Below are 22,639 nucleotides of genomic sequence, written 5' to 3' on the forward strand. Positions count from 1 at the left end.
GGTGAGCCTATCCCTTACCGTCCGCATTCAACGGGGGTACGCGCTCCAGGAACGGGGTGAGCAGTCCGGGCAGCGCGGTCTCGGCCAGCCGCAGCGCGTCGGCCTCGCCAATGTCCTCCACCGAGTAGGCGCCGGTCTCGGTCTCCGCGCGGCCGGTGCTCGCTCCGGTGGTGGCGTGCAGGGTGACCAGGCCGACGCGGCGCTGGAAGATCGACCTCGTGATCTTCCAGCCGATGATGCCGTGCCGGTGCAGCGCGACGGTCTGCCGGATCAACGAGCCGGAGCGGCTGACGAGGTGGTCCTGGCTGTGCGCGTGGCCGAGGTTGCGGTAGCGGTCGATGCCCAGCAGCAACGAGAACGGCAGCAGGCACAGGGCCACGATCCACGGCCAGTCCGGGAACGACAGGTAGATCCGCAGTCCACCGAGGACGGCCGCGAGCGCCACGAGCGGCACGGTGGCGCGGAACAGGCGGCGGAGCAGGGCGGCGCGCGGGTGTCGCGTCAGTGCGGCGGTCGTGGGGGATTCGGTCAGCTGGAGCGCTTCGGCGGCGACGCGGTGCGCTTCGGCGCGCGGGGCCTGGGGGAGCAGCATGCCGCTGCCCGCGCCGGTGCCGAGGCCGGTGGCGACGGCACTGCACTTGGCGCCCTTGCCCGTGCGCAACAGCAACGGTTCCTCGACCTTGGCGCCGCGCATGCGCTTCTGCTCGATGGACACCGAGCGGACTTCGAGCAGTCCGTAGCGCACCAGCAGGGAGCCGTGTTCCTCCCTGTTCAGCTCGTAGTTCCAATACAGGATCACGTACACGGCGACGCCCGCAATGGTGGAGATCACCAGGCCGCCCGCGACGATCACCGGGATGGTGGTCAGCAGCGGCATCGTGGTGAACCAGTCAACGACGGCCTGGACCGGTCCGATGTGGAACAGGTCCACCTTGATCTGCCGGGCGATCGCCGCGGCGCCGCCGAGCAGGGTGCCGACCGCGACCACGCCGAACAGGGTCAGCGGCGCGAACCTCAGCCACTTCGGGTCCATTTTGGACAGAAGGGTTCCCGGACTGTCCTTCTGGGACGGTGCTTCGGGGGTCTCGGCCGGTTGCGGGCTCACCTCGCGGCGTAGCAAGGTCAGTCGCAGGTTCTCCGCCTGCGCCTTGGTGATCGCGTTGAGGGTCAGCTCGTCCTCGGTGCCCGCGTCCTGGCGGCCGGTGCCGAGCCGGACCACCGCGAGCCCGACGAGGCGGTGCGGCACCGACGCGGTCAGGTCGACCGTGCGCAGCCGGTCCCGCGCGACCTGGCGGTGCTTCTTGACCAGCCAGCCGGAGTGCAGCTCGACGTGCTTGGCGGTGACCCGGTAGCGGGTGGTCAGCCAGCGCACCATGGCGTAGCCGACCAGGACGCCGGAGATGCCGAGCGCGATGGCGGTTTCCCACAGCTCCAGCTCGAACCGCCCGCGCACCACGAGGATCAGCACGAGGACGCCGAACACGCTGGCGATCTCGTTGAGCGGGTCGGCGATCATCACCCGCGGGTTGAGCCGGTGCCACTCCGTGTCCGGTTCCTCCAGCGGGGGAGCCGCGGGCAGACCGGCGAAGTCGGTCGGGTGCTGGCTCACGTCGCATCACCCTGGGCGGCCTCCGCGACCACGGTCAGCTCGTCGACCAGGCGGGTCGCGACGTCGTGGTCCAGACCGGCGATCTCCAGCGGGCCCGCGGCGGACGCGGTCGTGACGACCACGGTGGCCAGGCCGAGCCACTGCTGGAGCGGGCCGCGCTTCATGTCCACCGTCTGCACGCGCGACACCGGAGCCACCCGCGCGTCCAGCCAGAACCAGCCGGACTGCACGTACACGGCCTGCTCGGTGGTTTCCCAGCGGTGCACCCGGTACCGCCAGAACGGCATCACCGCGGAGTGCGCGATGGCGAAGACGATCACCAGCACCAGCAGGGTGGTCGGCCATCCACCCGTCCAGTCGAACAGGAGGCGGGCCGCGACGAGCACGCCGACCAGCACCGCCCACTCGATCACCGCCTGGAGCGCCCACCAGCCGATCGCCTTGCGGCTCACCTGGTTGGCGGGCGGTCGGAGACGCAGCTGGAGGCGGGGTTCTGCTGTGTTCACGCGCCCACTCTGCCCGACCCGGCCGGTACCCGGCAGGAGAACGCGCCTTTAGTGAGCGGTGGGCAGCGACTTTCGTCTACCCCAGCTCGCGCTTCACCACCTTTCCGGCCGCGTTGCGGGGCAGCGCGTCGAGGAAGGTCACGTCCCTGGGCACGCAGAAGCGGGTGAGCGTGGCGCGCACGTGCCCGCGCAGCTCTTCGGCGTCCAGCAACGCGCCTTGCGCGGGCACGACGTACGCGGCCAGCCGCTGGCCGAACTCCTCGTCCGGCACCCCGACCACGGCCACCTCGCGGACCTCGGGCAGGGCGGCGAGCACGTCCTCGACCTCGCGCGGGTACAGGTTCTCCCCACCGGAGATGATCATGTCGTCGTCCCTGCCCGCCACGAACAGCAGGCCGTGCCGGTCGAGGTAGCCGACGTCGCCGGTGGACAGCATGCCGTCGACGACCTGCTTGCCGGAACCGTTGGTGTAGCCGTCGAAGAGCATCTCGTTGGCGACGAAGATCCGCCCGGTCCGCCCGCGCGGCACCGGCCGCCCGTCATCGTCGAGGATCTCCAACCGCGTGCCCAGCGGCGGTTTTCCCGCTGTGCCAGGGGCGATCCGCAGCTCCTCCGGCGACGCGACGGAGATCCACGAGGCTTCCGTCGAGCCGTAGAAGTTGTAGAGGACCGGCCCGAACGCGTCCAGGAACTCGGTGGCGAGCTTGCCGGGCAGCACCGATCCCGTGCACGCCACCGTCCGCAGGAACGAGGTGTCGTGGCGCCGCCGTTCCTCCAGTGGCAGCTCCATGATCCGTTGCAGCATCACGGGAACGGCGAACATGCTGGTGCAGCGGTGTTTCTGGACGGTGGCGAGCGCGCTCTCCGGCTCGAACTTGCGCCGCAGCACGATCGGTGAGCCGAGCACGAGGCTGATCTGGAACGCGCCGATCCCCCAGCTGTGGAACATCGGCGCGGGGATGAACATCGGCTCGCCGCCGCGCAGCGGGATGCGGGACAGGAACGGGGCCGCCGAACCCAGCAGTCCCGTGGCGTGCGGCCGTCGCGCGCCCCTCGGGGTTCCGGTCGTGCCGGACGTCAGCACGATCATCCGCGAGATCGGCGGCTTGGGCAGTTCCGCCGCGGGGAAGGACGCGATCAGCTGCTCCAGCGTGGTGCTCTTGGTGGGGCCGTCGGTCCACGCGGTCACGCGTTTCAGCCCGCGCGGGGCGTTGACCAGCAGCGGCCGGAACTCCGTGTCGGCGACGACGAGGCAGATCTCCTGCTCGCGCAGCACCGCGCCCGTCTGCGAGGGGCTCGCGCCCGTGTTGAGCAGCACGGTGTGCGCGCCGAGCTTGGACAGCGCGGCCATCGACTCGACGAAGCCGCGGTGGTTGCGGCACAACACACCCACAAACGAGCCGGGCCGCACTCCCTGCTGGGCGAAGCCGTGCGCGAGCCTGGTCGTCCGGTCGTCGACCTCCGCCCACGTCAGCGTGCCCAGCTCGTCGATGATCGCGGGGTGGTCCGGTCGCAGCGCGGCGCCGGACGCGTAGCCCGCGCCCACGCTGTACTCGTACTTCGCGAGGGCCTGCCCCGCCTTGATGAGCCGGTCGGGCCGATGCGGCGTCAGCACCCGGCTCCTCGCCAGCACCAGCAGGCCCTTGGCCCGGGTCGCGGTGCGCTGCACGAAATCCTGGGCTAACCGGGTGAACCGCTTCATCGCGTCCCTCCACAGTGGATGGTCAGGGCGTGCGCCGTGGTGCCTCCGGCATAAGGCGATACAGCACGTGCATCGCCCGATCAACCGCCTTGGGGGTGATGGCGTAGGCCGCCTGGGCGAGCGCGCCCGCGGCGGAGCCGACGCGCTTGGGCCGCCGCGTCAGCGCGCGCACCACCAGCCGCGCGCCTTCTTCCGGGGTGGCGCCGGGAATCCGGTCGTACGCGGAGGTCGCCTCGCTCATCGGGGTCTTGACGAGTCCCATGTGGACGGTGCTGAAGGTGACGCCGTCCGCGACCGTCTCGCTGGCCACGACGCGGCTGAACATGTCCAGCGCCGCCTTGGAGGCCAGGTAGGCGGAGTACCTGGGGGTGGCGATCTGCACGCCCTTCGTCGACACGTTGACGATGTGGCCGAACCGCCGCGCGGTCATGTGCGGCAACAAGGCCAGCACCAGCCGCACGGCGCCGAAGTAGTTGATCGCCATCGTGCGTTCGTAGTCGTGCAGCCGGTCCACCGAGTTCAGCACACCGCGCCGGATCGACCGGCCCGCGTTGTTGACCAGCATGTCGATGCCCTCGTGGTCGCTGAGCATCCGCTTCACCGTGGCGCGCACGGACTCGCTGTCGGTCAGGTCGCACGGGTACACGTGCGCTTGGCCGCCCTCGCGCATGATCTCGTCGCGCACGGTCTCCAGTTCCTCGGCACGGCGGGCGACCAGCAGCGGGACCGCGCCGAGCTGAGCCACCTGCAGCGCCGTCGCCCGCCCGATGCCGGACGACGCGCCGGTGATCACGATCTGCCGTCCGCGCAGGCCGTCCCTCGGCCGCCGTGCCCGATCCGGGTCGAGGTGCCGCCGCCAGTACCGCCACAGCTGGTTCGCGTACTCGCCGAACTCCGGTGTCGGCAGGTCAGCGAGCGCGCGATCGGTGTTCGAACGATCGAAGCTCGCCGAAAACGTCATGTGCGGCAACACTTCCGGCGGAACACCGAGGAGCTTGCCCAGCCCGGGAAGGTTCAGCAGGGCGCGAACGGGCACCGGAGCCGTGATCGCGATCCGCGGCGCTCCGGCGGCTTCGGCGAGCGCGTTGTAGACCGAGGTCAGCGACTGCGCGCCAGGCGCCGTGAGGTGAAAGGTCCGCCCTGGCTCGAAGTCGTTGTGCACCAAGCGGTCCAGCGCATCAGCAACCCAGTCGACCGGCACCATGTTGGTCGAGCCCAGATCGGCTCCGGCGAGCGGCAGCGCTGCGGGCAGCCGGGACAGCTCCGCGAGCGCGCCGAAGAAGTAGTACGGCCCGTCGATCTTGTCCATCTCGCCTGTGCGCGAGTCGCCGACGATCGCGGAGGGGCGGTAGATCTGCCACGCGATGCCCGAGCGTTCCCGGACGACGCGCTCCGCCTCGAACTTCGTCGCGTGGTACGGTGAGTCGAACCGCTGCCCGAGGTCGAAGTCGTTCTCGGTGAACGCGCCGCGGTGATCACCCGCGACCGCGACCGAGGACACGTGGTGCAGCTTCGCGCTGCCCAGTTCCGCCACGAGGTCGACGACGTGCCGTGTGCCGTCGACGTTGGCCGCCCGCGCGGTGGCCTCGTCGGCGGTGAGGTCGTAGCTCGCGCCGAGGTGGATCACGTGATCGACATCAGCGAGCCGTGCGTGGTCGGCGTCGTCGAGGCCCAGGCCGGGCTCGGTGAGGTCGCCGGACACCGGCCACACCCGCTCCGGCTGCGGCCAGCGCTGCGCGATCTGGTCGAGCTTCGCCTTCGACGCGGGTCTGACCAGCACGAACACGCGTTCGCACGCGGCTCGGCGGAGCAGTCGCTCGACCAGCCGGACGCCGAGGAAGCCGGTCGCGCCGGTCACCAGGTACGTGGTCACCGCTTGATAGTGGCACTACCTACCCGCGAGTAGGAAGAGCTGAGGGGTCGGCACGCAGGAAGCAGGGGACCAACGTGCCGGACCACCTCAGGGGTGGCGGCGCAGGCGCTGTTCGAGGACCTGGCCCGGCCAGTCCCCGACCTCGAAGCCGTGCAGCCTGGTGAAACCCGCCGAGACGTAGAAGTCCACCAGCGCGCCGTCACCGCCCGCCCAGCAGTCGACCCGCAAGCGGGAGACCCCCGCCGCCACCGCCTCTTCCCGTGCCGTCTCCAGCAGTTTCCGACCCGCGCCGCGTGCTCCGGCCTGCCGCCCAGAGACCAGGCCGACCACGTAGAGCTCGGGTTCGCCGGAGACCGGCACGTAGGCCGGGGCGTCGGGCAGCAGCACCATGGCGCCGACCACGTCCCCGTACCGCTCCGCGAGGCGCAACCCACCGGAGTCGCACCACCGCTCGATCTGCAGGACGCGCTTCGGACTCTCCGAGAACGGGGTGGTGCCCCACTGGCCGGTCTGCCCCCGGGCCGTCAGCCACCGCACCGCGTCGTCGAAGAGTCCGAGCACCGTTGTGGCGTCGCTGACCGTCCCGCTCCGTACGGTCAGCTCCGACGCCTGTTCTCCTGCTTGCTCGCTCACAGTTCGGCACCCACCGCCGCCATCGCCGCCTGCCGCAGCGCGGACCGCAGTTCACCGACCTCCAAGGGCGCGAGCACGGCCGCCTCGCCCGGCGGCGAGATCACGACGACCTGTCCCTGGTTCACCAGCACCGTCAACGACCGTCGCCGGCCCGCGACATCGCGGCAGCCCACGATCCACTCCCTCCGGACAACCACGTTCCCCGACCTCCAGACCTGGTCCGTTCGGCGATGCGGGAGTGGGACAGGTTCCGGGGCCGGGCATGACGCGGTGCTTGAGCCTGTTCAGCCGATCGGCTGAGCACGGCGTGCAGCCTCGGAGATGATCGACGCGCTGACCAGCGACTGAACGGCGCAACCGACGATTGCGCCGTTCGCCAACATCACTCGGCCGGGGCCCCCGGACCCACATCGGCGGTGGTGAGCGGGACGCGGTGGCCGCCGCGTTCGTCGGCTCCGACGTCCTTGCGGTCGTCCCGCCGCTGCCCGTCCAGGTCCAGTTCGACCGCGGGGTAGGAGCCCACCGAGGCGTTCAGCAGGGGCTGTCGGCGGCCGGACGGCGGAGTTCTCCAGATACCTTCGGGTCCACCTGCCGGTAGCCGCCCGAGGGGATGTTCCCCGCGGTGGCGCCCCAGAGCACGTTGCCCTCCCAGCGGAACTTCGAGAACTGCGTCTGCCGCACGAGCTGCCCGCTCCCGGTGAGCACGTTGTTCGAGATCACGCACGAGTCCGGGCCGTAGGTCTTGTTCTCGCCCGCGATGGCGGTCGCGGTGCCGGAGACGGTGTTGAAAGCGACCAGGACCCGGTCCGGCCGGTCGTTGCCGGTGCTGCTGGTGTCGTCGATGACGGTGCCGCTGCCGACCGTGATCCCGTTGCCGCTGCTGCCGTTCACCACGTTGTTCACGATCACGTGGTCGTTGCCGTAGAAGCGGATTCCGGAGGCTCCACCCAACATGATGTTGCCCTCGACGCGCGTGCGGTTGCCGTGCCGCAACACGATCTGGCCCTTGCTGTCGCGGATGGTGTTGTTGCGCACCAGGTTGTCCGACGATTTGACCGAGATCGCCTCAGGGTCGCCGTTGGCCTTCTCGAAGAGGTTGTTCTCGACCACGGCGCGTGCGGAGAACCGCTGCTTCGAGCTGACCCCGAGCCGGATCGACTCACCGCCGTTGGAACCGGCGAAGCTGTGGTTGTGGAAGTAGTTGAGGCGGACGCGGGTCCGCTGCGCCATCCCGCTGCTGGGCCCGAAGATCGACAGGTACACACCCTTCGTGCTCTTGCCGGTGAAGGTGTTCCGGTCCACCTCGACATCGTCGCCGTCCACGTTCACCCAGTGCTTGTCCTCCGGGGAGCGGAGCTGGAAAACGTTGCGGCTCAAGCGAATGTGGTGCGAACTGGACGGAACGGACACCGTCGCGGTGTGGGTGAACCTGAAGCCCTCGACGGTGACGCGCTCCGAGGAGTCGAAGGTGAAGCCGTTCGCACCGTAGATCTCGGCGCCACCGACCGAGGCGGCGGCGATCGTGACACCGGACTTGCGGGTGATCCTGATCGGCTGCTTCGCGTCGTAGCGCCCCGCGGCGAGCACGACGCGGTCACCGGGCCGCGCCTTGTCGATCGCGCTCTGCAGAGCGGACAGCGAGGTCACCGGCGCCGCGTCCGCGACCGGGGACATGCCGAGCAATAGCAACACCGTCACCGGGATGAGGGCACGTTTCATCGCTGGATCTCCTAGGGTCGGAGTACCTGCGACGGCCCAGCCGACCGTAGTGCCCGCATCGCGCCCGGTCATCATCCGGAAGGAGGACAGAGTCGTTCCAGTGCGTGAACCGCTTTGCCCACACCGTTTTCCGCGCGCACCAACGCGCCGAGCCGCGCGGCCTCCGCGGACCTGCTCAGCGCCTCCTTGATCGACGCCGCCAGTTCCCCGGCGTCCAGCTCGCGTTCCGGGAGCGGGGGAGGGGCCACGCCGAGCTCGTGCATCCTGCGGCCCCAGTAAGGCTGGTCGGCCAGGAACGGGCACAGCACCTGCGGGCGCCCGGCGGCGGCAGCCGCGGCCACGGTCCCGGCTCCGCCGTGGTGCACAACGGCATCCACCAAGGGGAAGAGGCGCTCGTGCGGAACGTTGTCGATCATCGTCACGTTCTCCGGCAGGTCGGTCGCGGTCAGCCCGCCCCAGCCGCGCGCGAGGATCGCGTGGACTCCGGCCAGCCGCACCGCCTCCAGCACCGTCGCCGTCGTCCGCTCGGGATCGGCTCCGGCCATGCTGCCGAATCCAATGTAGACAGTCGTGCCGGTGATCTCCGGGAGTTCGGGCTCCTCGGCCGATTCCAGGAACCAGTAGCCCGTGCTGAGCGCGGTCGCGGGCCAGTCGGGCGGCGGGGGGACTACGTGCTCGCTGATCGCGTGCAGCACCGCGTCCTTGCGCCCCTTGCCCGACGGCAGCCCGAGCCGGTCGGCGCGCCACCGCATGAGCGTTTTCCGGAACGGCAAGCCGATCAGGTCGACGACCCGGTAGCTCGCGCGGTTGAGCGCCGCGGGAAGCCACCGCGGGGCCAACGGCAGGGGGAACGCCTTGGTCGGCACGTACAGCGGGGTCAGCGCGCCGACAACGGCCGGGACGTCGAGACGCTCGGCGATGTGCGCTCCCACAAGCGATCCCGGGTGGTGCAGGACGATGTCGGCGCCCTCGGCCGCGACCTCCCAGGCGTCGTCAAACATCCGCTCCAGCATGCCCATGGCCTTGCGGTAGAGCGCCAGCTTGCTCTCCGTCGCCACGGTCTCGGTGAGCGCCATCGGCCCCTCGTCCAGCTCGACGAACCGGAAACCGAGCCCGGCGAAGATCTCGCCCGAACGGGTGGCAGCGGCCAGGACCGGAACGTGACCGGCCTTCTTCAGCGCCACCGCCAACGCCGCGTAGGGCTGCACATCACCCCGGCTACCTGCGGTGATCATGAGAACCTTCACGAGTCCTCCTCACTCACCGGCGATGCTAGTGATCACCGGCGTGCCAGACTGGTCCCGCCGAGCCCACTGCCCGGAAGGACGCACGGATGGCCGACGACCCGGTAGCCATGGCCATGCGGCAGGCGGCCGAGCTGTGCCGGACCGGCAAGGCCGCCAAGGCCGTCCGGCTGCTCCGCCCGGTGGCCGCGCAGGCCCCGACGGACGTGGACGCCTGGTGCGCGCTCTCCGCCGCGTACCTCGCCGACAACCAGCCGAAGAAGGCGTTGGAAGCGGCCCAGCACGCGGTGGTCCTCGGCTCCGGCAAGGAAGGGCCGCACCGGCTGGCCAGCTGCGCGCTCACCCAGCTCGGCCGCTCGGCGGAGGCCGTGGTCGCCGCGGACTGCGCGATCCGCGCGGACCCCTTCGAATGGCGCAGTCACATCGCGCTCGCCGAGGCCCTGATCGGCTCGGGCGCCGTGGAGCGGGTGCAGCACTCGGAAGACGACGCGAAGCGCGCTTTGATCGCGGCACACCGTGCGTCCGAACTCGCGCCCACGGAGTCGCGTCCCTTCGAAGTGCTCAGCGAGATCGCCTCCCGCGCGCACCGGTGGGACGTCGCTGAGCAGGCTCTGTTGACCGCGTTGCAGCTCAATCCCCGCAACGAGCACCTTCGCGACGAGCTGGCGAAGGTGCAGCGCGGAGAGCCCGACCCCGAACCGGTGGTCCGCGACGCTGAACCCGTTTTATGGGACTTGCTCTGGCGTTTGGTGGTCCTGCAAGGGATCGGCAGCCTCGCTCTGGTGATCGGCGGGCTCCCCCGGCCAGGGTCCGGATACGCGGTGTTCGGCCTGGTCCTGCTCCTCGTCTTGGGGGCGGTGGTGTGGCGTTTCGTGTCCAAGGTGCCCGCCGCGGTGCGGCCTGGACTCGTGCGGCTCGCGCGCTCGCGGAAGCTGTTGTTGCTGGCCAGCGTCCTGTTCGCGTTCGGGACGCTGCTGCTGGTGCTGTGGACGTTGATCCTCGCCGTATGGCCCGGAGTGCTCCAGACAGCCGTCGTGGCGTGCGTGGTGACCGTTCTCGCCGGGGCCGTGGTGCTCGCCGGGCGCCGGTTGGCGCGCTGGCGTAGCCGTACGTGAAGTCTGTTTCCGTCTTGGCAAGCGTGTTGTAGCGTCCGCTGCGCCGAATGGCGTAGTTGAACGGCGGAGGTGGCGCGATGCCGCAGCTCGGCTTGTCCGCGTTGGTGCCTGGCTTCTGTGAGCCGACGAGTCCGCCGGTGAACCCGTTGGCCGAGCGCGCGGAGGACGAGGTCGTCGCGTGGTTGTGGCGCACCGGGTTCCTGACCAACGAGGCCCAGGAGGAGCACCTGCGCTCCTTCCGGTTCGGGCTCTACCACGGGATCGCCACGCCGGAGCTGGGCCTGCCCGCGCTCGTGCTCGGCATGAAGTGGTTCTGCTGGGGGTCGCTCGCCGACGACCAGTACGACAACTACGACTGCGGTGACCGGGAAGAGCGTGTGCGCTCCGTCATCCAGGCCGCGCGGACGATCCTCGGCGGCGGTGCGGTCCTCGGTGGTGATCCCGTTGTCCGGGGGCTGGCCGAGTTCTGGCCCGCGCTCGTCGCGAACATGTCACCCGCTGCGCGGCGCAGGGTGACGCGGAACTTCCTCGACTACCTCGAAGCCGTCCGGTTCCAGAACCGCTTCCACGCCAAGGGGGAGGTCCCCGACGCCGCGACCTTCCTCGGACTGCGCAGGCACACCATCGCGATGATCTTCCAGGCCGACGTGCTCGAAGCTCTGTCCTGTTTGGACATTCCAGGGTCGTTGCGCGGTCACCGGATGTTCCGCGAACTCGTGTGGTGCTTCGCCGATGTCACCGCGTGGCACAACGACGTTTACGGGCTGGAGAAGGACATCGCGGACGGGCAGCTGTGCAACGCGGTGCTCGTGACGTCGGCGAGCGAGGACTGCTCAACCGAGGTCGCCGTGGATCGGGTGGTGGAGCGGGCGAAGGAGCGGCAGCGCCTTTTCCTCCGTATCGAAGAAGAGTTGCCTTCGCTGGCTGATGAGCTGGGGCTGGGTCCTCCGGCTGCCGCGTCGGCGCTGGCCTTGACCCGGCAGCTGCGGGCGTATACGTACGCCAACCTGGTGTGGATCGGGCAGACCAGGCGGTACGACCTCGACCTGCCGCGGATCAGGGGGACCTTCGACGATGTGCTCTGCGATGGCTGATCTCCGTTCGGTCCCGGTCGCTCCCGGGCGCCTGCCCGGCATCGGGCACCTCGCCGCGCTGGCCCGTGGTCCGCTGGATTTCTTGGTGGCGCTGCGGGAATCCGGCGACATCGTGCGCGTCGACCTCGGCCCGAAACCCGTCTACTTCCTGACCGCGCCACGGCTGCACCGCCAGGCGTTGACCTCCCCGGGCTTCTCCCGCGGCCGGATCTACGAGCGCGCGCGGACCCTGTTCGGCAACGGGCTGGCCACCTCCGACGGTGCGCTGCACCTCCGGCAGCGACGGCTCGTGCAGCCGCTGTTCCACCGTGCCCACGTCGAGTCGTACTTCGGCATGATGCTCGCCCAAGCCCGGGCCCTGTCCGATTCCTGGTCGCACGGCCAGGTCGTGGCCGTCGACCGGGCGATGAGCGACCTCATGTTGAAGATCGTCGTCACCGCGCTCACCTCCCGCGACATCGGCCGTTCCGCCGCCGCGGAGATCCACCGCCTGATGCCCGTGATCATGAAGGGCATCGCGCTGCGGATGATCACACCGGTGCACCCGCGCTTCGACGCCGCCGCGGATCGCTTGCGCGCGCTGGTCGGCGAGCTGATCCTCGGCTATCGCGCTTCTTCCGGTGAGGGCTCCGATCTGCTGGCCATGCTCGTCGCCGCGGACATGTCCGATGAGCAGATCTGCGATGAGGTCGTGTCGCTGCTCATGGCGGGAACCGAGACCCCCAGTTCGACCTTGGCGTGGATCTTCCACGAGTTGGCTCAGCATCCGTCCGTAGAGCAGCGCCTGCACGCGGAGGTCGACTCCGCGCCGGTGACCTTGTCGACGTTGGGGCAGCTGGAGTACACGCGCCGCGTCGTCACCGAGGCGCTTCGCCTGCACCCCACGCTGCTCTTCACGTTGCGGGCGACTCAGGACGTTTCCCTTGGTGGCGTTCAGTTTCCTGCGGGTGTCGAGGTTGCGTACAGTCCGTACGCCCTGCACCGTGATCCGTCTCTGTACCCCTCTCCACTGCACTTCGACCCCGACCGTTCGGTGCCGGATGTCTTCTCTCCCTTCAACTTCGGCGTGCACAAGTGCGTCGGCGAGCACTTCGCTCTGGCCGAGATGATGGTCACCGTCGCGACTGTTGCCGCCCGGTGGTCTCTCCGGCCGTGTGGTCCGGTTCGCGAGGTTCTCGCCATTGTGCCCCGCCCTCGTTCGTTGCCCATGCGCGCGGTTGCTCGCGTCGGTACCAGCTGTTTTCCAGCCTGGGGGTCGGCTTGACCTGGGGCCCCTCGCGCGTACCCTTGGGCCTTTCAGGGGCACGGGATGAAACCCCGGCCCTCGCGGGAAGCGTATGGCACGCGCACCCCAGGTAAAGCCTCGGTTTGCTTGTGCCCCTTGCCTTCCAGCTCGCGCCTGCACCACGCTGGAACCGTTCCAGCGTTGTCTCCGGGGCATCCGTCCACTCTGGACGCCCCCGGCGTTATAGCTTCAGTGGGTGATCGACTCGGATGTTCCGCAGCGGTGCCTGGTCAGGGTCGATCCACTTTGGTGGGATGAACGCCGGTATCCCGTGGTCGAAAACGATCTCCCAGTCCTGATCATGGATCACATGGTGGTGGTGCACGCACAGGAGTACGAGGTTGTTGAGGTCGGTCGGCCCGCCGTCGATCCAGTGCACCACGTGATGTGCTTCTGTCCAGGAGGGTGGCCGGTCACAGCCGGGGAAGGCGCATCCCTTGTCCCGTACCGCGAGTGCGCGTTTCTGGGCGAGGGAGGCGAGTCGTCGTTCGCGTCCGTAGGCGAGGGGTTCGCCTTCTCCGCTGAGCACGATCGGGATGACTGTGGTGTCGCAGGCGGTCTGCCGCAGCAGGTCCGCTGACATGGGCTGGCCGGTGTGGGTTTCCCCGCAGCCGGTCCTGTGTTCCAGGTCGTCCAGGCCCATGGTGATGATCAGCAGGGTACGGGGGAGTCCGGGGATGTCCTGGATCGACATCGCCATGGTCATGGCTTCGATGAAGGCATCGGCCAACCGCTGCTCGAACCTACGGGGGTCTTTCTCGCCGTTGACGGACTTGGGTTTGGCTAATGCCGAGAGGAAGTTCCAGATCTTCTCGCCGTTGATCGGATCAATCATCGCCTTGAGATGCAGGCATCCGTCCTGATCCCGGCCCATCCGCGCTGATCGCCGGGCGATCGCTTCTTGTTCGTCGCGGTAGACGCCGTCGGGGTCGACGTGCTGTCGCACGCGTTTGCCGACCACCATCAGATCACGCGGGTTCACCTTCCGTGCCGCCTTCGCCAACGCCGCATCGGCCTTGCCCACGTACTCTTCCGGGATGCGCTTGATCGCATCGGAGATCACCAACGCGTGCTCACCGCTGATCGCTCCGGTGTAGACGGCTTCCCGGGTTGTGGGCAGCTTCGGTAGTTCGTGGACCAATCGCTTGCGGCGGTGGGCTTCGGCAGGAGCGATATTGAGTTCACTGCGCAGCAGGACCGCGAGATCCTTACAGCCGCGTGAGGTGTGCAGGCCACGTTCCTCGGCGTGGGTGGCGACATCGGTCTTCACGGCGGTGAGCAGATTACTGATCCGCTCCAACTCCTTCAACAACACGACATGATCCTTCTCGGAGAGTCGGTAGGAGTCGTTGACCTCGATCTCGGTCGTCAGCATGTCTGTGATTGCCTTGGTATCCAACATGATTCACCCCCTTCTCCGTGGACACCTCCATTATCTCAAGACGCAAGATCGACATCCAAGTACCAGTGGGTGAATCCCTGCACGCCAACGGTTCCAGCGTGTCACCGAAATCGGCATTCGGGGAGGGTCCCCCAAGTGGGCGATACCAATCGCAAGGGCCACAAGGGAAAGCGGGCTGCGGCTGGAACGGTCGGCTTTACCTGGGGTGCGCGTGCCATACGCTCCCCCGCGAGGGCCGGGGTTCCATCCCGTGCCCCCGTGAGGCCCAAGGGCACGCGCAAGGGGCCCCAGGTCAAGCCGACCCCACGCTGGTCAACCCGAAAAAGCACCACGCAGAGCGAAATCAGCGAGATTGTCGGCCTGCGCGGCAGGGGACAGAAAGTCAGGATCGGCCAGCCACATGCTCGTCACGCCGCTCACGGTGGACACGATCCCGTACGCTGCCACCGAAACCCCCGGATTCTCCGCCGCCGCAAGCACATCCGCGATCTGGCTCACCCACAAGCGCATGACGTCCCGCTTCAGCTCCAAGCCAGGAGCGTTGCCGGACTTGTAGATCGTCACGCTCAGGATCGACCGCATGGTGTCGTTGCGCTCCAACGCGACGAAGTACCGCCGCAGGTGTTCGCGCAGCCGATCTTCCGCCGGGCCCTCGGTGAACAACGGCTCCCACACGGGGGCGGCGGCGACGGGCCACTTCTCGGACACGACGGCCAGGTACAGCTCGGCCTTGTCCTTGAAGTGGTGGTAGGCCGCGCCTCGCGTCACCCCGGCCGCCTTGGCGATGTCGGCCAGTGACGACTCCGCGAAGCCGCGGTCGGCGAACACCCGCAGTCCCGCGTCCACCAGGTCCGACCTCGTCGCTGCGGCCTCGGCCGCCGTTCTCCGCATGCGATCAGGATAATATACATGCGCCCATGTATGTATAGTGGTGGCATGAGCATCGTCATCGCCGGAGCCAGGGTCTTCACCGGGGACCGGGTCCTGCCGGAAGCGGACGTCCTCGTCGAGAACGGTCTCGTTCGCGAGGTCGGCACCGCCCTGCGCGGAGCGGAGCGCGTCGATGGCCGCGGCCGCACGCTGTTACCGGGCCTCATCGACGCGCACGGCCACGTCTTCACTACGACGGAGTTGCGGCACACGCTGGGCTTCGGCGTGACGACGGTGCTCGACATGCTGGGCAACCCGGGTCAAGTCGCCGAGCTGCGCGCTGCGGCGGCGAGCGATCCGGGCATCGCGGATCTGCGCTCCGCGGGGACCGGGGCGACCGTGCCGGGCGGCTATCCGTGGTTCCTCGTCGACATGGGTTACCTGACACCGTTCCCGACCATCACCGAGCCGGACGAGGCGCCGGGTTTCATCGCCGACCGTGTCCGTGAAGGCTCGGACCACATCAAGATCCTCCTGGAGGACGGAACCACCACCGGCCAAGCGCTTCCCGCGCTCTCGGTCGACACCGCGGCGGCGCTCGTCGACAGCGCGCACCAGCACGGCAAGCTCGCGGTCGCACACGCGCTGACCGTCGAGACCACGCACGCCGCCCTGTCCGCCGGAGTCGATGTGCTCGCGCACGTGTACCTCGACCGCACGGACGCGGAGCTGCCGTACCGCATCGCCGAGCGCGGTACGCCGGTCATCCCCACTCTTGTCGCGGTACAAGGGCTTTTCGGTCGACCGAAGGCGCGCCAGCTCCTCGATGACCCCCGCGTCGAACCGTACCTCGACGACACGTCGCGGTATCTGCTCAACGCCGACCCGGTTCCGTTGGGGCCCGCGGCGCGCCACGATCTCGACGGCGCGACGCAGACCGTGGCGGAGCTTCGCGAAGCGGGAGCGACGATCCTCGCCGGTTCGGACACGTCGAACCTCTTCGTGGCGCACGGCGCGAGCCTGCACGTCGAGCTGGAACTGCTTGTCGCGGCAGGACTTTCGCCACTCGAAGCCCTCACGTCGGCCACCTCCGCGCCAGCGGACTGCTTCGGGCTGGGCGACCGCGGTCGCATCGCGCCGGGCCTGCGAGCGGATCTCCTGCTCGTCGAAGGCGATCCCACCAAGGCGATCGGGGCCACCCTCGACATCGTCGCGGTGTGGCGCGGCGGCCGACGCGCTCAGCGGAACAGCGGTGGCACCTTGGGGAGCACGTCCTCCGGCGGCCCGCTGAGCCTGCACTCCATCGCGAGCGATCCGGTGTAGCCGATCTCCTTCAGCGTCGAGAGCAGCTGCCACCAGTCGAGGTGGCCCGCGCCGGGCTCCAACCTGTTGGAGTCGCTGACCTGCACGTGCCCCAGCCACGGCGCGGCCTGGCGGAGCGCGTCCATCGGCGAGGCTTCCTCGATGTTCATGTGATAGGTGTCCGCGCCGATCCGGACACCGTCCGTCCCGGTCGCCTTGATGAGGTCGACTGCCTGGTCCAGACGGTTGACCATGTGGTCCTCGTAGCGGTTCAGCGGCTCCAGCAACAGGACGACGCCCTCGCGCTTCGCGTGCTCGCCGAGTTCGCCGAGCGCGTCCATGAGCACGTGCCGGTCCTCGTGCGCGCTGCGCGGCGGGACGAACGGGGGCAGCCGGTAGGAGAACATCCCCCACGACGCCGGAGTCATCGCGCCGACGCCTTCGAGCTCGGCGATCACGGACAGCTGACTGGCCATGTTCTTGATCGCGTCCCGCCGCCGCCCCGCGTCGAAGTCGCCGATGAAGTGCGTCATCTCCACGCACACGGTCGGCATCACGACACCGGCGGCCTTGGCCTGCCGCAGCTCCGGGAGCCTTTCGCGGAACGCGAGATCACCCTTGCCGCGCAACTCGATCGCGTCGAACCCGGCGCGCCGCGCGAAGTCCCACTTCGCGAGCAGGGTGGCGCCGGGCAGCATCTGCTCCTGACACGACAGAAACATCGTCATTCCCCGTCCACGTCAGCGAAATCCAGTACGACCTGCAACGTGTCGGCGGGCCGTTCGTCGATCTCGGCGAACGCCTTCGCCACGTCGTGCGCGCACATCACGTGCGTCACCAGCGGCAGCGGATCGAGCGTGCCCGCCACGACGAGTTCCATGAACGTGCGCTGCAACCGCTCCACCGACCACCGCTGCGACAGCTCGGGGTTCACCCCGCCGATCTGCGAGGCCACCAGCCGGACGCGGTTGTGGTGGAACTCCTCGCCGAGCCGCAGCCCGACCGCATCCCCTTGGTAGAAGCCGGAAGCGACCACGCGCCCGGCGACACCGACGGACCTGATCGCCTCGTGCAGCGCCTTCGCCGAGCCGCTGATCTCGATGCTGGTGTCCGCGCCCCGGCCGCCCGTGTGCTCGGCGATCCGCTCCGCGACAGCGTCGTCGATCGCGTTCAGGGTCAGCACCGCGCCCTGCTCGGCGGCGAGCGCGAGGCGTCGTGGGAGCGCGTCCACGGCGACGACCCGCGCGCCGTTGAGCGTTGCCAGCCTGGTGGTGAGCAACCCGAGCACGCCCTGGCCGAACACCGCGACGTCCTCGCCGAGGTGGATGTCCGCGTCCAGCACCGCGTTCAACGCGATCGCGCCGAGCCGCGCGAACACCCCGGCCACCGGCGGCACCGAGTCCGGCAGCACGTGGCCCGCCAGCTTGGCGGCGTCCACCACCGCAGAGGAGCGGTGCCCCCAGATGCCCCAGACCCGTTGCCCCACCTCAAGATCGGGGACCGTGGTCTCGGTGACCACGCCGACCTCCTGGTAGCCCCAGCCCGCCACCGGATAGCCGAAGGACGGCGTGCCGTCCACGAACAACCTGCGCTCGGCGTCCCACAGCTTGCTCAGGTACGGGTTGGAGCCGCGGTAGGCCGTCAGCTCCGTCCCCGCCGAGATCCCGGAGTACAGCGTGCGCACCCGGACCTGCCCGGACGCCAGTGGGGCGCCGGGCTCCTCGACGAGCTCGACCGAACGCGGGGCGGAGAACTGCACGACTTTGGGCACTCGCCTACCTAGCCGCATCGACTTATGTCTTGTCAAGCGACAGAAGTCCCCGACCGGAAAGTAACCGGTATTTCACGGGTCACCGGTTGATATTGGGGGTGACGTGGAAGAGGAGGCGCCGTGCTCACCCCTGAACTCACCCCGGCCGCGACGGGCCACCACGGCGCCGTCGCGCGCGCGCTCGCGGTCGGCGGCACGGTCGCGGTGCTGACCACCGTGGCGATCATCGCCGTGCTGGACCTGGTCCCGGCCATCGGCATGATCAACCCGGTCCGGCGCACCATCAGCGAGCACGCGCTCGGCCCCAACCGCATGCTGTTCGACCTCGCGCTGCTGCTCCTGGCGGCCGGTTCGCTGGCGATCCTGGCGGCCCTGGTGCGCGGCGGCCTGGTCCGGTTCCGCTCGGTGGGCGCGGTCATGCTCGGCCTGTGGAGCGCTGGGCTGACCGTGGTCGTGCTCTTCCCCAAGCACAACTGGGCCATCGGGCCGAGCCTCAGCGGTGACATCCACCGCGTCGGCAGCCTCGTGGCGTTCCTCAGCCTGCCCGTCGCGGTGCTGCTCATCGCCCGCCGCTGGCTGCGCGACGAGCGGTGGAGCGGGCACGCGCGGCGCGCCCGCGCGCTCGGCGTGCTGGCCGTGCTGTCCTTCGCGCCCATCGTCTACGTGCTGGTCTACGCCTCCGCGGTGGGCGGCGCGTGGTGGCAGGTGCTGCCGCTCGGCGTGATCGAACGCGTGCTGGCGCTGTGCGAGGTCGTCGCGGTGATCGGCGTCGGCGGCTGGGCGATCGCCTCGACCCGTCCGGCGGCGCGCTGAACCGTTTCGAAGCCCACTTGACACCCTTGCGCCGATCGAGTGACCTCAACGGTGATGACGAACCGAGTGGTGCGGCCCCGACCCCGGCCGGAAGCGCGGCGCGCGCTGATCTGCCTGAGCTACGCGGGCGGCGGTACCGCGCCGTTCCGCGGCTGGGCCGGGCACGTGCCGGACGACGTGGAACTCGCGCTGGTCTGCTACCCCAACCGGGAGCGCCGGATCAGCGAGCCGATGCCGCCGCTCTGGGACCAGCTGCTCGACGACGTCGAGGTGAGCGTCAAGGAGGCGGCCGCGGGCCGTCCCTACGTCCTGTTCGGGCACAGCATGGGCGGTGCCGTGGCGGCGGGGCTCGCGTCGCGGTCCCTCACCCCCGCCGCGGTGGTGCTGTCGGCGACCCGCTCGCCGCTGTCGACGTACACGTACTCCCTCGGGCCCACGAACTCCGACGAGGAGTACGTCGAGTGGATCAGGGCGAAGGCGCAGGTGCCCGACGAGGTGCTGGCGCACCCGGAGCTGCGCGACATGGCCGTCTCGATGCTGCGCGGCGACGTGGCCGCGCTGCACAGCCTCCGGTACGACCCCGCCGGGCGGATCACGGTGCCCACCCAGGTGCTCTACGGCGAGCTGGACGAGGTCGACGAGGAAGCCGTGCGCGGCTGGAGCAAGATCGTCACCAGTGACTTCCGGACCGACCGGCTGCCCGGTGGCCACTTCTACGTGCCAGAGGTCTGGGAGCGGCTGCCGGAACACATCACCGCGTTACGAGAGGACGGCTGAGGTGCCCAAGGCGGACGTGTGGTGGGTCGAGCTCGGCTCGGTGCCCCTGGAGCCGATGCTGGCCTGGCTCAACGACGAGGAACGCGACCGCTGGTCCCGCTACCTCAAGGACGACGACAAGCAGCGGTTCCTCCTCGGCGCCTCGCTGTCCCGGGCGATCGTCGCCCGTGAGCTCGGCATCGCCGCCGCCGACGTTCCGCTGGAGCGGCACTGTTCGCGCTGCGAGGGCCCGCACGGGCCGGTGACGTCGCCGCTGCCCGGCGCTCCGAAGTTGTCGGTCACCCACGCCGGGGAGCTGGTCGGGGTCGCCGCGTCCGTCGACGGCCTGGTCGGGCTCGACGTGGAGCCGTCCTCGCGCGCGCCGTTGAAGAACCTCAACGTGGTGTTCGGGCCGGACGAGATCGCGGGCATCACCAGGGCGGGCGGCGGCGCCGAGCCGTTCCTGCGCATGTGGACGCGCAAGGAGGCCGTGGTCAAGGCGGTCGGCGTCGGCTTCATGGTGTCGCTGCCCAATGTCGTCCTCACCGGCCCGGCCGCCGCGCCGCGCCTGCTCGGCTGGCCCGCTGATGAGCCCGGCGCGGACCGCTACCCGGCGGAGATGCGCATGGCCGACGTCCAGGCTCCCCGGGACCACGTGGGCGCCGTCGCCGTCGTGGCCGGTCGGAGCGCGGGCGAACTCCACGTGGTCCAGCACAACGGCGCCGACCTGCTGACGTCCGCCATCCCCGCGTAGCCGCTGGCGTGGTTGGGTGGTCTTCAAGTACCCCCAACCCCCTCCCAGAACGTCTTTAACCACCACAAACCCCCGGCTGGCGCGGCCGGGGGTTTGTGGTGGTTTGAGACCTTCAGGGTGGGGGTGCGGGGTACTTGAAGACCGGCGGACCCGCGGTGGGTTCACTCGGGTGTGGGTACCGCTGCGGCCCAGAAATGTGGAACTTTCTCATGTATGAGGGTGTTGGCGGTCACAGTTGCTCTGGTGTTGGTCGTCTCTGGGGTGCCGGTTTCGGCGGCGCCGGTTGAGGGAGGCACGGTCACCGTCGGCACCAAGTCCGTCGGCGGGAAGACCGTCCAGATCTTCCGCGATCGGCTCGGCCGCGAGGTGGTGCTGCGCGGCTTCAACGTCTCCGGCACCACCAAGCTCAACGAGCACGGCAAGCTGCCCTTCGCCTCCGTCGCCGATGCCGCCCGCTCCGCGACCGCGATGCGCGATCTGACGGGCGCGAACGCGATCCGCTTCCTCGTCGGGTGGGACGGCGTGCAGCCCGCGCCGAACATCATCGACACCGCCTACCTCGACCGGGCGACCGCGCAGATCCGCGAGTTCACCCGGCGCGGAGTGCACGTGCTGGTCGACTTCCACCAGGACCTGTTCTCGCGCGACCTGTTCAACAAGGACAGCTGGTACACCGGCAACGGCGCCCCGAAATGGGTGATCGAAGCGGGCAAGTACCCCGAGGAGCACTGCGTCGCCTGCGTGACGTGGGGCCAGAACCAGTGGCAGAACGACGCCGTCCGCTCAGCCTTCCGCGATTTTTGGCTCAACCGCAAGCTGGAGACGCCCGCCGGGCTCATCGGCATGCAGGACGCGTTCCTCGACCAGGCCGCCGCGACCATGCGCCATCTGCGGAACTCCTTGCCCACCAAGGAGTTCGGCTTGGTCCTCGGGCTCGACCCGGTCAACGAGCCCGCGGACGGAGAAGGCTCGATCTCCTCGGCTGACCGCGAGAAGGAGCTGATCTGGCCGTTCTACCAACGGGTTCGCGCGCGGATGGACACCGTGGGGTGGCAGGACAAACCGCTCTACGCCGAGCCCTTGGTGAACTGGAACCTGGCCATCGTCGGGCTGCGGCGAGGTGGGTTCGGCACCATCGGAACCATGGGGCCGCGCTATGTGTTCAACGCCCACTTCTACGACACGTTGCGCCTTTCGATCGACCCGACGAAGCCCGGCGACGGCGGATATGCCAATCAGACCAACGAGATTCGCGACCGTGCGGCGCAGCTGGGCACCGCGAGCTTCCTCTCCGAGTTCGGCCACCGCATGACCGGCTGGTCCGCGGAGAAGGCGCCGATGATCCTCAAGAGCGCGTACCAAGGACTCGATCGCGGTGCGGGCAACGACGGTTGGTGGGCGCGGCCGACTGCTTCGGGGGCGGTGATGTCCGCGACCCAATGGCAGTGGGACATCTACAACGGCAAGCACCGCGAGCTGATGAACGGCAACCCTTCCAAGGTGCAGACCGCGGGCGACGCTTGGAACGACGAGGACCACTCGGTGGTCGACACCGACGCTTCCGGTGGCGTCCGGTTCCGCGTCGATCAGCGTGTTCTCGACCGGATGTATCCGAGTGCCGTCGCCGGTGACACCCTCGCGTTCGCCTACGAGGACATGGCCAAGGACGGGTTCGCGTCGTCGACTGCGCCGTCCGTGCGGTGGATGAAGGTGCCCGCCCAGTACCCCGCGCTCGCCAAGGTGGTGGAGAACCGGCAGTTCGGCATCCTCGCCTGGCGCGGTGGGGCTCGCGGTCCCACTGAGCTTCACCTGCCGCGCACCTTCTCCCCGGTGAACTCCTCCGTCGCCGCTTCTTTCGGTGTCCACTCAGGACTGTCCACTTCGGACTCTGTTGTACGGGTTCAGAACGAATCGGGCTCTTCCGTCGCGCACAAGCTCGTGATCAGCGCGGGGGCCGGGGTGCACGTGGCGCTGGTCGTCAACGCCCGCGTGCCCGTCGCCGATCTGACCGCTGCCCAACGCGACCTCGCTTCGTGGGCCGCCGCCGTCGGGATGCCCTGAACGAGTCATTGAGGGCTCCCAAGTACCTGAATGAGTCATTGAGGGCTCCCAACGCACCAAACGAGTCATTGGGAACGTTGAGCGCACCGAACGAGTCATTGGGTCTGCTCCACGTGCCCTGAACGGGTCG

At 69.2% G+C, this 22,639-nt stretch carries 21 protein-coding genes; 8 read left to right on the plus strand and 13 right to left on the minus strand.

Translation table 11 applies throughout. From position 1 onward, the window contains the following. Positions 1-7: 7 nt before the first annotated feature. The 9 genes from NLX83_RS16180 to NLX83_RS16220 all read right to left on the minus strand — a co-directional run bounded on the left by NLX83_RS16180 (position 8) and on the right by NLX83_RS16220 (position 9,289). Entirely contained in the window at positions 8-1,609 is a 1,602-nt protein-coding gene (locus NLX83_RS16180; protein ID WP_254235665.1) for a PH domain-containing protein, read from the minus strand. After that, positions 1,606-2,115 carry a PH domain-containing protein gene (locus tag NLX83_RS16185; protein WP_254235666.1) on the minus strand — a complete coding sequence of 170 codons (510 nt, stop codon included), beginning with the start codon at positions 2,113-2,115 and terminating at the stop codon, positions 1,606-1,608. The genes NLX83_RS16180 and NLX83_RS16185 overlap by 4 nt, the downstream gene beginning before the upstream one ends. A gap of 76 nt (positions 2,116-2,191) precedes the next feature. Further along, entirely contained in the window at positions 2,192-3,817 is a 1,626-nt protein-coding gene (locus tag NLX83_RS16190; protein ID WP_254235667.1) for an AMP-binding protein, read from the minus strand. 22 nt (positions 3,818-3,839) lie between these two features. Then, on the minus strand, positions 3,840-5,690 hold the full coding sequence (locus NLX83_RS16195; protein WP_254235668.1) for an SDR family oxidoreductase: 1,851 nt from the start codon (positions 5,688-5,690) through the stop codon (positions 3,840-3,842). Positions 5,691-5,777: 87 nt separating this feature from the next. Then, complete coding sequence (locus NLX83_RS16200; RefSeq protein ID WP_254235669.1) at positions 5,778-6,323, minus strand: GNAT family N-acetyltransferase; 546 nt, start codon at positions 6,321-6,323, stop codon at positions 5,778-5,780. Next, entirely contained in the window at positions 6,320-6,520 is a 201-nt protein-coding gene (locus tag NLX83_RS16205; protein WP_254235670.1) for a hypothetical protein, read from the minus strand. The genes NLX83_RS16200 and NLX83_RS16205 overlap by 4 nt, the downstream gene beginning before the upstream one ends. Before the next feature lie 185 nt (positions 6,521-6,705). Continuing rightward, entirely contained in the window at positions 6,706-6,846 is a 141-nt protein-coding gene (locus NLX83_RS16210) for a hypothetical protein (protein ID WP_254235671.1), read from the minus strand. Positions 6,847-6,854: 8 nt separating this feature from the next. Then, the gene (locus NLX83_RS16215; protein WP_254235672.1) at positions 6,855-8,042 is read right to left on the minus strand and encodes a polysaccharide lyase 6 family protein; all 1,188 of its coding nucleotides are present in this window, start codon (positions 8,040-8,042) and stop codon (positions 6,855-6,857) included. 71 nt (positions 8,043-8,113) lie between these two features. Continuing rightward, positions 8,114-9,289, minus strand: coding sequence for a glycosyltransferase (locus tag NLX83_RS16220; protein WP_254235673.1), 1,176 nt, complete (start codon positions 9,287-9,289; stop codon positions 8,114-8,116). Positions 9,290-9,375: 86 nt separating this feature from the next. On the opposite strand from NLX83_RS16220, the gene NLX83_RS16225 reads away from it, so the two are divergent. From NLX83_RS16225 to NLX83_RS16235, 3 genes are all read left to right on the plus strand, one after another. Continuing rightward, positions 9,376-10,401, plus strand: coding sequence for a tetratricopeptide repeat protein (locus tag NLX83_RS16225; protein ID WP_254235674.1), 1,026 nt, complete (start codon positions 9,376-9,378; stop codon positions 10,399-10,401). 77 nt (positions 10,402-10,478) lie between these two features. Continuing rightward, positions 10,479-11,495, plus strand: coding sequence for a terpene synthase family protein (locus tag NLX83_RS16230; protein ID WP_254235675.1), 1,017 nt, complete (start codon positions 10,479-10,481; stop codon positions 11,493-11,495). Then, positions 11,488-12,759: a cytochrome P450 gene (locus NLX83_RS16235; RefSeq protein ID WP_254235676.1), complete on the plus strand. Its 1,272-nt coding sequence runs from the start codon at positions 11,488-11,490 to the stop codon at positions 12,757-12,759. Before NLX83_RS16230 ends, NLX83_RS16235 begins: the two co-directional genes overlap by 8 nt. Positions 12,760-12,961: 202 nt before the next feature. Here the strand turns inward: NLX83_RS16235 and NLX83_RS16240 are convergent, their stop codons facing one another. Both NLX83_RS16240 and NLX83_RS16245 read right to left on the minus strand, forming a co-directional pair. Next, a complete protein-coding gene (locus NLX83_RS16240) occupies positions 12,962-14,182 on the minus strand; it encodes an HNH endonuclease signature motif containing protein (protein ID WP_254235677.1) in 1,221 nt (406 codons plus the stop codon). A gap of 312 nt (positions 14,183-14,494) precedes the next feature. Then, on the minus strand, positions 14,495-15,073 hold the full coding sequence (locus tag NLX83_RS16245) for a TetR/AcrR family transcriptional regulator (protein WP_254235678.1): 579 nt from the start codon (positions 15,071-15,073) through the stop codon (positions 14,495-14,497). Between the two features lie 45 nt (positions 15,074-15,118). On the opposite strand from NLX83_RS16245, the gene NLX83_RS16250 reads away from it, so the two are divergent. Further along, positions 15,119-16,375, plus strand: coding sequence for an amidohydrolase family protein (locus tag NLX83_RS16250; RefSeq protein ID WP_254235679.1), 1,257 nt, complete (start codon positions 15,119-15,121; stop codon positions 16,373-16,375). On the opposite strand, the gene NLX83_RS16255 is transcribed toward NLX83_RS16250, so the two are convergent. Continuing rightward, positions 16,291-17,082, minus strand: a complete 792-nt coding sequence (locus NLX83_RS16255; protein ID WP_254235680.1) for a sugar phosphate isomerase/epimerase family protein — start codon at positions 17,080-17,082, stop codon at positions 16,291-16,293. The two genes, NLX83_RS16250 and NLX83_RS16255, sit on opposite strands and share 85 nt — an antisense overlap. Further along, positions 17,079-18,125 (minus strand): zinc-binding dehydrogenase, encoded by a 1,047-nt coding sequence (locus NLX83_RS16260; protein ID WP_254235681.1) that lies wholly within the window; start codon positions 18,123-18,125, stop codon positions 17,079-17,081. The genes NLX83_RS16255 and NLX83_RS16260 overlap by 4 nt, the downstream gene beginning before the upstream one ends. A gap of 120 nt (positions 18,126-18,245) precedes the next feature. On the opposite strand from NLX83_RS16260, the gene NLX83_RS16265 reads away from it, so the two are divergent. The 4 genes from NLX83_RS16265 to NLX83_RS16280 all read left to right on the plus strand — a co-directional run bounded on the left by NLX83_RS16265 (position 18,246) and on the right by NLX83_RS16280 (position 22,509). After that, on the plus strand, positions 18,246-18,938 hold the full coding sequence (locus tag NLX83_RS16265) for a DUF998 domain-containing protein (protein WP_254235682.1): 693 nt from the start codon (positions 18,246-18,248) through the stop codon (positions 18,936-18,938). Between the two features lie 54 nt (positions 18,939-18,992). Continuing rightward, positions 18,993-19,715, plus strand: coding sequence for a thioesterase II family protein (locus NLX83_RS16270; RefSeq protein WP_254235683.1), 723 nt, complete (start codon positions 18,993-18,995; stop codon positions 19,713-19,715). Position 19,716: 1 nt separating this feature from the next. Then, on the plus strand, positions 19,717-20,448 hold the full coding sequence (locus NLX83_RS16275) for a 4'-phosphopantetheinyl transferase family protein (protein WP_254235684.1): 732 nt from the start codon (positions 19,717-19,719) through the stop codon (positions 20,446-20,448). 243 nt (positions 20,449-20,691) lie between these two features. Then, positions 20,692-22,509, plus strand: coding sequence for a cellulase family glycosylhydrolase (locus tag NLX83_RS16280; RefSeq protein ID WP_254235685.1), 1,818 nt, complete (start codon positions 20,692-20,694; stop codon positions 22,507-22,509). Positions 22,510-22,639: the final 130 nt, after the last annotated feature.

This window comes from Allokutzneria sp. A3M-2-11 16 (assembly GCF_024213555.1).
Lineage (GTDB): Bacteria > Actinomycetota > Actinomycetes > Mycobacteriales > Pseudonocardiaceae > Allokutzneria.